The organism is Aquibacillus rhizosphaerae (assembly GCF_030282825.1).
Taxonomy (GTDB): Bacteria; Bacillota; Bacilli; order Bacillales; family Amphibacillaceae; genus Aquibacillus_C; species Aquibacillus_C rhizosphaerae.
On record NZ_JASTZU010000003.1, the window covers coordinates 40,372 to 46,444 of the forward strand.

At 37.0% G+C, this 6,073-nt stretch carries 6 protein-coding genes; 5 read left to right on the forward strand and 1 reads right to left on the reverse strand.

What is annotated here, in order from left to right:
- Position 1 precedes the first annotated feature (1 nt).
- From QQS35_RS00950 to QQS35_RS00965, 4 genes are all read left to right on the forward strand, one after another.
- Positions 2-811, forward strand: coding sequence for an ABC transporter permease (locus tag QQS35_RS00950; protein WP_331490597.1), 810 nt, complete (start codon positions 2-4; stop codon positions 809-811).
- The gene (locus tag QQS35_RS00955) at positions 812-1,708 is read left to right on the forward strand and encodes an ABC transporter permease (RefSeq protein ID WP_285929842.1); all 897 of its coding nucleotides are present in this window, start codon (positions 812-814) and stop codon (positions 1,706-1,708) included.
- A 141-nt stretch (positions 1,709-1,849) separates the two neighbouring features.
- Positions 1,850-2,893 (forward strand): ABC transporter substrate-binding protein, encoded by a 1,044-nt coding sequence (locus QQS35_RS00960; protein ID WP_285929843.1) that lies wholly within the window; start codon positions 1,850-1,852, stop codon positions 2,891-2,893.
- A 557-nt stretch (positions 2,894-3,450) separates the two neighbouring features.
- Positions 3,451-4,068 carry a hypothetical protein gene (locus QQS35_RS00965; RefSeq protein WP_285929844.1) on the forward strand — a complete coding sequence of 206 codons (618 nt, stop codon included), beginning with the start codon at positions 3,451-3,453 and terminating at the stop codon, positions 4,066-4,068.
- A 48-nt stretch (positions 4,069-4,116) separates the two neighbouring features.
- On the opposite strand, the gene QQS35_RS00970 is transcribed toward QQS35_RS00965, so the two are convergent.
- Positions 4,117-4,755 (reverse strand): nitroreductase family protein, encoded by a 639-nt coding sequence (locus QQS35_RS00970; protein ID WP_285929845.1) that lies wholly within the window; start codon positions 4,753-4,755, stop codon positions 4,117-4,119.
- Between the two features lie 131 nt (positions 4,756-4,886).
- Between QQS35_RS00970 and QQS35_RS00975 the strand changes: the two genes are divergently transcribed.
- Entirely contained in the window at positions 4,887-5,795 is a 909-nt protein-coding gene (locus tag QQS35_RS00975; RefSeq protein ID WP_285929847.1) for a DUF1002 domain-containing protein, read from the forward strand.
- Positions 5,796-6,073 lie beyond the last annotated feature (278 nt).

Sequence of the window (6,073 nt, forward strand, 5' to 3'; positions counted from 1 at the left end):
GATGGGCATGCAAAGTGTGCTGAATCGTCGTTGGCTACCAACTTTTGTTTGGATAATAGGTTTGGTGTTATTTTGGGAGTTGGCTTCATGGTTCCTGCTTCATGTTTCTGAAGCTCCAATGGCACAATCAAAAATTCCATATATTCATGAACTCATCATTACATTTACCGAATATGGAACCACTCTTTTTATAGAAGGAAGAGCTACTTTTTCTAATGCAGCAATCGGTTTTTTGTTGGGAGCAGTTCTAGGTGTAACGCTCGCTGTACTTATGAGCGTATCAAAATGGATTGAGCAATTAACATTCCCATATGCTGTTGCTTCTCAAATGATCCCAATCCTTGGCCTTGCACCAATTGTTTACGGTATTATGCGTGATGAACAAGTTGCGCGGATTTTGATTGCTGGTTATATTACTTTCTTTCCTGTTGCTTTAAACATGCTAAGGGGCTTAAGGAGTGTAGATACTTCTGCACTTGAGTTAATGTATTCCTATGCGGCTAAACCGTGGATGATTTACTGGAAGTTACGATTCCCAGCCGCTCTACCCGGTTTGTTCAGCGGATTGAAAATAGCTGCACCTTTGGCAGTAACTGGAGCAATTCTAGTAGAGCTAATGGGTGCTCAAAATGGTATTGGTGTCATCATGCTGCGTAATCTTTATTATGGTCCTTCACACAATTATATGTTTTGGTCAACTGTAATTGTAGGTGCTTTCCTTGGTGTGATGAGTTATTTAATTATTAGTCTGCTTGAACGTTTTTTAGCCCCATGGCAAGCGGATTTTCGTACTAACGGAGGTGATCGGTAAATGGAAGAGAAACCAGTTGAAAAAAATATGGGCTGGTCAGATCAAGCCATTGTAAAAACAACAAGTAAATATGCAAAGCCGGTGTCCAAAGTTAGTATAGACAAACAAAAAAGTAAGTATAAACATCAATTAGGTAAAAAGCTTACGCAAACATTACTACCTCTCATTGCCGGGGTAATTATGATTATGTTATGGGAATGGCAAGTCTTTCATAGTCTTTTTAATTTACAAACGTACCAATTACCACTCCCTTCTACAATTGTTGAGGCGATGATAGACAATCGTGCAATATTATTATCCTATGCAGGCTATACCATGTCAGAAGCAGTTTTAGGTATGTTATTCGGGTCTGTATTAGGCTTTGGATTCGCTTTAACAGCTACTGCGTGGCCTAAATGGGGAAAAGGTGGTTTGGTGTTAATAGCATCACTAAATGCAGTGCCGATTGTTGCACTAGCACCAATTATGAACTTGTGGTTTGGTGATGGAATGGGCTCAAGGATTGCTATAGTAACGATAATGACAATGGCTGCTATGGCGATAAATGCGCATAAAGGGATGAGTGTGGTTGATCCTTTAGCACTTGATTTAATGCATTCCTATGCAGCAAAAAAACATGAAGTTTTCAGGTATTTAAGAGTTGCGAACAGTTTACCATTTGTGTTCACGGCATTAAAGATAAATACAACTGCAAGTATGATTGGGGCAATAGTTGGTGAATTTTTCTTTTCATCCAAAGGATTGGGCTACATGCTTTCCAATTCGATAAAAGTAGCTAAGATGCCATTAGGATGGTCTTGTATAGTGGTTGCTGCTATTGCAGGAGTTGTTTTCTATCTTGTTGTAGAGCGGATGGAAAAGATATTTTTAAAGTGGCATTCGTCTCAGAGGATTTAGTAATACCATACGATTATTGGTCATATCACAATACATCCGTCTGGACCAAACTTTGCAGTAAGAGTTGGTGCCGGCTGAACACATAGTTCGAGGTGTTTATTTAGTTCCATTCTACAATTTAACCAATTTAGGGGGAAAATAATGAATAGAAATCTGAAAGCTCATCGTGTAATGTTTATGGTGCTTGTTTCTACCTTGTTTGTGCTTTTATTGTCAGCTTGTGATAATGATTCTGCTTCAGGAAATACGGATGATGAACTAATTCCGGTAAAGCTACAATTAAAATGGGTTCCTCAAGCACAGTTTGCCGGATATTTTATGGCGATTGAACAAGGGTACTATGAAGAGGAAGGTCTTGACGTTGAAATTGTTGCTGGGGGACCGGATATCGTTCCAGAACAACAGGTTGCTAATGGTGCCGCCGATATTGGTATAGGTTGGGTAGCTAGTTTACTGCCTCACCAAGAACAAGGACTACCTCTTGTGCAGATTTCTCAGGTCTATCAAAAAAGTGGTTTAGTGCTCGTATCGAAAAATGAAGTAGGTATTTCTTCTCCAGAAGATCTTGCTGGTAAGAAAGTTGGAAACTGGATGGGTGGAAATGAATTCGAAATACTAGCATTATTTGATAAATATGGCTTGGATCAGAATTCAGATCTTTCTTTTGTTAAGCAAGGGTTTACAATGGATCAGTTCTTGTCAGGAGAAATCGATGCTGCTTCAGCAATGACGTATAACGAATATCAAGTAGTACTTGAAGAAGGGTTTGCTGAGAGTGATCTGCACGTTATTGATATGAACGATGAAGGTGTAGCGATGTTGGAAGATAATTTGTTTGCAAATACCGAATGGTTAGAAGAAAACAAAGAAACTGCAGCGAAATTTGTTAGAGCATCTTTAAAAGGATGGGAAGCGGCAATAGAGGACCCTGAAACAGCTGTAGATAGTGTAATGTCTGAGGCCGAAGAAGGTAGTACTTCAAGGGATCATCAGCTTAAAATGATGGAAGAAGTAGCTAAACTTATTCTCCCTGAGGGATTTGATCCAGCTGATATTGGAAAAATAGACGATGAAATGTTTAAACAAACAGCAGATATAGCTCATGAATATGGAGTTATAGAAGAGCCGGCAGATTTAGATAAAGCTTATACACATGAAATTATGGAAATGGTAAATGAAGAATAAATTCATCATAAAAATAACCTGAATCCAACCGGATACAGGTTATTTTTATGCGGGAGCTCTTTTCGTACACATTGTTGTTTTACAGCCGTCAAACTTGATAGAAAGTTTGCACTAACCCTAACGCGATATATTTTCTTTTCAGGATGACATATAGTGACGCGCTGAGTAAAATTCACTACGCTTTCCACGGGCTTGCGCTAAGCTCCTTGATCGCAAATGTTTTAGGGTGGGCCGAGTAACCGCAGGCCCAACGAACGTTTCCTTGCAAAAGAACAACGCTTTTTCTGCGTGCGATGTCATTTCACTGGAGCTTTCCTTACTCTGTGGTGTCTCATCGTCTTTGCCTGTGGAAAGCGAAGTGTTCTGACGGAACGGAGTACCACTCAAACATCATTGCAACGTAAAAGAATTTTCACATAAGTAAAGAATGCCTTAGTGCAATCTTTATATATTATCTGTCATAAACAACAAACTTTACGAATCTTTAACACCAAGTTAACTCTAGATAAACAGTTTTACGTTACATTTAATATAACGATTATTTAGGAGGAGATTTGGTGATTGATTCAAACGGAGCGTTTCCGATTTATACTAGTGATCCTTATGATATAAAAAGTATGGAGTTAATCAAAGTTTCCGGTGCATTTCATCCATTTTTAACTATTGATGTATTAAATAGATTAGGAGCGCCCAAAAGTTTAGCGACCATAGCTTTATCTATTTTAAATGAACAATCTTCATTTGGATTTATTTCAAGCCATAGTGTTGAAATAGCACAGTTCTTGGAGTGGAAATCGAAGGCGTCATATGTGGGATTGAACTTGGCAGATACAATTTTTGTTTCTGAACAATTAAATGAATTTGAAATTAATGATATTATTACTAGAATTTTTCATGGTAGCAGTTATCGATTAGATAAACAAGTAACTTTTGTCATAGCGGTTAACCGTTTAGGTGAAACGGTTAGAAGTGAAGGATTGAGATTATATCTAAAAAACACAAATCATGAAGAAAGTACAATATGTGATGTGGAAGGATTACCGTTTGGATGGATTGGTGAAAGACAATTAATTAATGACCAATTTAATGGAGGAATTACCCTAATATTAGTTGATAAAAAAGGGAAAACTATATGTATTCCAAGTACTGCTGAGATAGAAGTTGAGTGTATCTGAATAACACTGAAAGATAAAATCAATAGTTATTCAGAAACATCTCAAGTGTTACTTAATCTCTTCCTGGTTGATCCACTCTATATAATTAGACATTTCCGTACGTTGCCTACCATTCGGAATTTTTTTCGGATACCCGACTTGTAGGACTGCAATTAATCGGTGTTGTTCAGGTGATAGGCCAACATCTTTAATAAATGTAGGGTCTAATAAAGTAGGCTTGGAAGTCCACATTGTACCAATTCCTTTTGCCCAAGCCGAAAGTTGGAAATTTTGAACATACGCACAAACTGCTGCATAGTTTTCATCATCCAAGTAGCCTCCGTCATCTTCTTTTTCCATAAAAAACAATATGTGATGAGGAACCGAATTGAAGAATTTATGGTAACCTTTCCGTAATTGTTCAATTTTTTTCGTCTCGGTTGTTTTTATTAAGCCCAAACGAAAATAACTGTCAACAACCTTCTCACCAAAAGTTCCTCTAGCTTCATCTTCATACACTTTGATTTTCCAAGGTTGTTTCATATGGTGATTCGGAGCCCAAGCAGCATAATTAAATAGTGTCTCTAAAATGTTCCGATCAACTTTATCTGGTCTATATTCAAGGATTGTCCGTCTGGATTCAATTGCTTCAAATATATTAATTACTAACACTCCTAAAAATATATTGTATTTTTTATTAAAGTACATTAAGACTAGCCAACATGTCAATAAAGCTTTAACATGTACATTAGCGTATATAGTAAATTATTCACTTTCATTAATTTTCAAATACATGCATAATATATCATTAAGTATTACATTTAAAAAGGAGAAAAAATATGAAGCGTTTAACTATAGTAACAATCATTTTTGCGATGATCTTTGGAGTTTTAAGTATCTCGTCTAGTGTACAAGCTAGTACTGGTGATAATAGTGACAGTATCAATGAAAAGTTTGGATTGCCAATTGTTGTGTATGGAGAATCATTGTCAGATAATCAAAAGGCCGATGTCAGGAGTTTGCTAGGTGTTGAAGACCCTGAAATGGTTAAAGAGCTTATTGTTACTGCAGAGGATCTTGTAAACTATATTAATGGAGATCCGAGTTCTAATATGTATTCTTCCGCTAAGATTACGCGTAAGGATGAAGGGCATGGATTAGTAATTGAAGTTGTAAACCCTGAAAATATTACAGAGGTTACAAGTGAAATGTATGCAAATGCATTGCTAACTGCGGGTATAGAAAATGCGCTAGTCGAAGTTGCTTCACCTATAAAAGTGAGTGGTCATTCTGCTTTAACTGGGGTTTATAAAGCATATAATGTTGACGGCGAATCGTTGGATAAAGATAGAATGGAAATAGCAGATGAAGAGCTCGGTGTAGCTACAGACCTTGCGGATGAAGCAGGAATGGATCAGGAAAAAGTAAGTGAGCTATTAACGGAAATAAAAAAGGCAATATCAGAACAAAATCCTGCAACAAAAGAAGATATAGAACGAATTGTACAAGAACAATTAGATAAGCTTAATATTGAATTAAGTCCTGAGGACCGAGAAATGCTAACAAACCTTTTTGAAAAAATGCGTGCGATCAATATTGATTTTGGTAATGTAACTAGTCAATTAGAGGATATTGCTAGTGATATTCAGGGTAAAATCGAGGAATTAACAGGAGATACTGGATTTTGGACAAGTGTTAAAGAGTTCTTTCAAAATATATTTCAAAGTATAAGTAATTTATTTAAATAACTGATGGATAAAGAGATGCACTCTGGGCATCTCTTTATTTTTTGGTCCATTTAGTAATCTTTGTTGTCTTTTAAACTTCGTATTTTATATAAAGTGTGCAGTAAGACATTCTTTACTTTTGTGAAAACTCTTTTAACTGGCAATGATGTTTGAGTGGCACTCCGTTCCGTCAGAACACTTCGCTTTCCACGGGCACGGCTTCAGCTAACTCAGAAGAAGATCGCTTCTGAGTGGATCTTCAGCCCGCGCTGTTCCCGTAGGAGTCTACGCATTCTGCC

Bases quoted from the DNA above. Each gene is read 5' to 3' on its own strand.
- QQS35_RS00950 (WP_331490597.1), top strand. From the start codon at position 2: ATGGGCATGCAAAGTGTGCTGAATCGTCGTTGGCTACCAACTTTTGTT.
- QQS35_RS00955 (WP_285929842.1), top strand. From the start codon at position 812: ATGGAAGAGAAACCAGTTGAAAAAAATATGGGCTGGTCAGATCAAGCC.
- QQS35_RS00960 (WP_285929843.1), top strand. From the start codon at position 1,850: ATGAATAGAAATCTGAAAGCTCATCGTGTAATGTTTATGGTGCTTGTT.
- QQS35_RS00970 (WP_285929845.1), bottom strand. From the start codon at position 4,755: ATGTACTTTAATAAAAAATACAATATATTTTTAGGAGTGTTAGTAATT.
- QQS35_RS00975 (WP_285929847.1), top strand. From the start codon at position 4,887: ATGAAGCGTTTAACTATAGTAACAATCATTTTTGCGATGATCTTTGGA.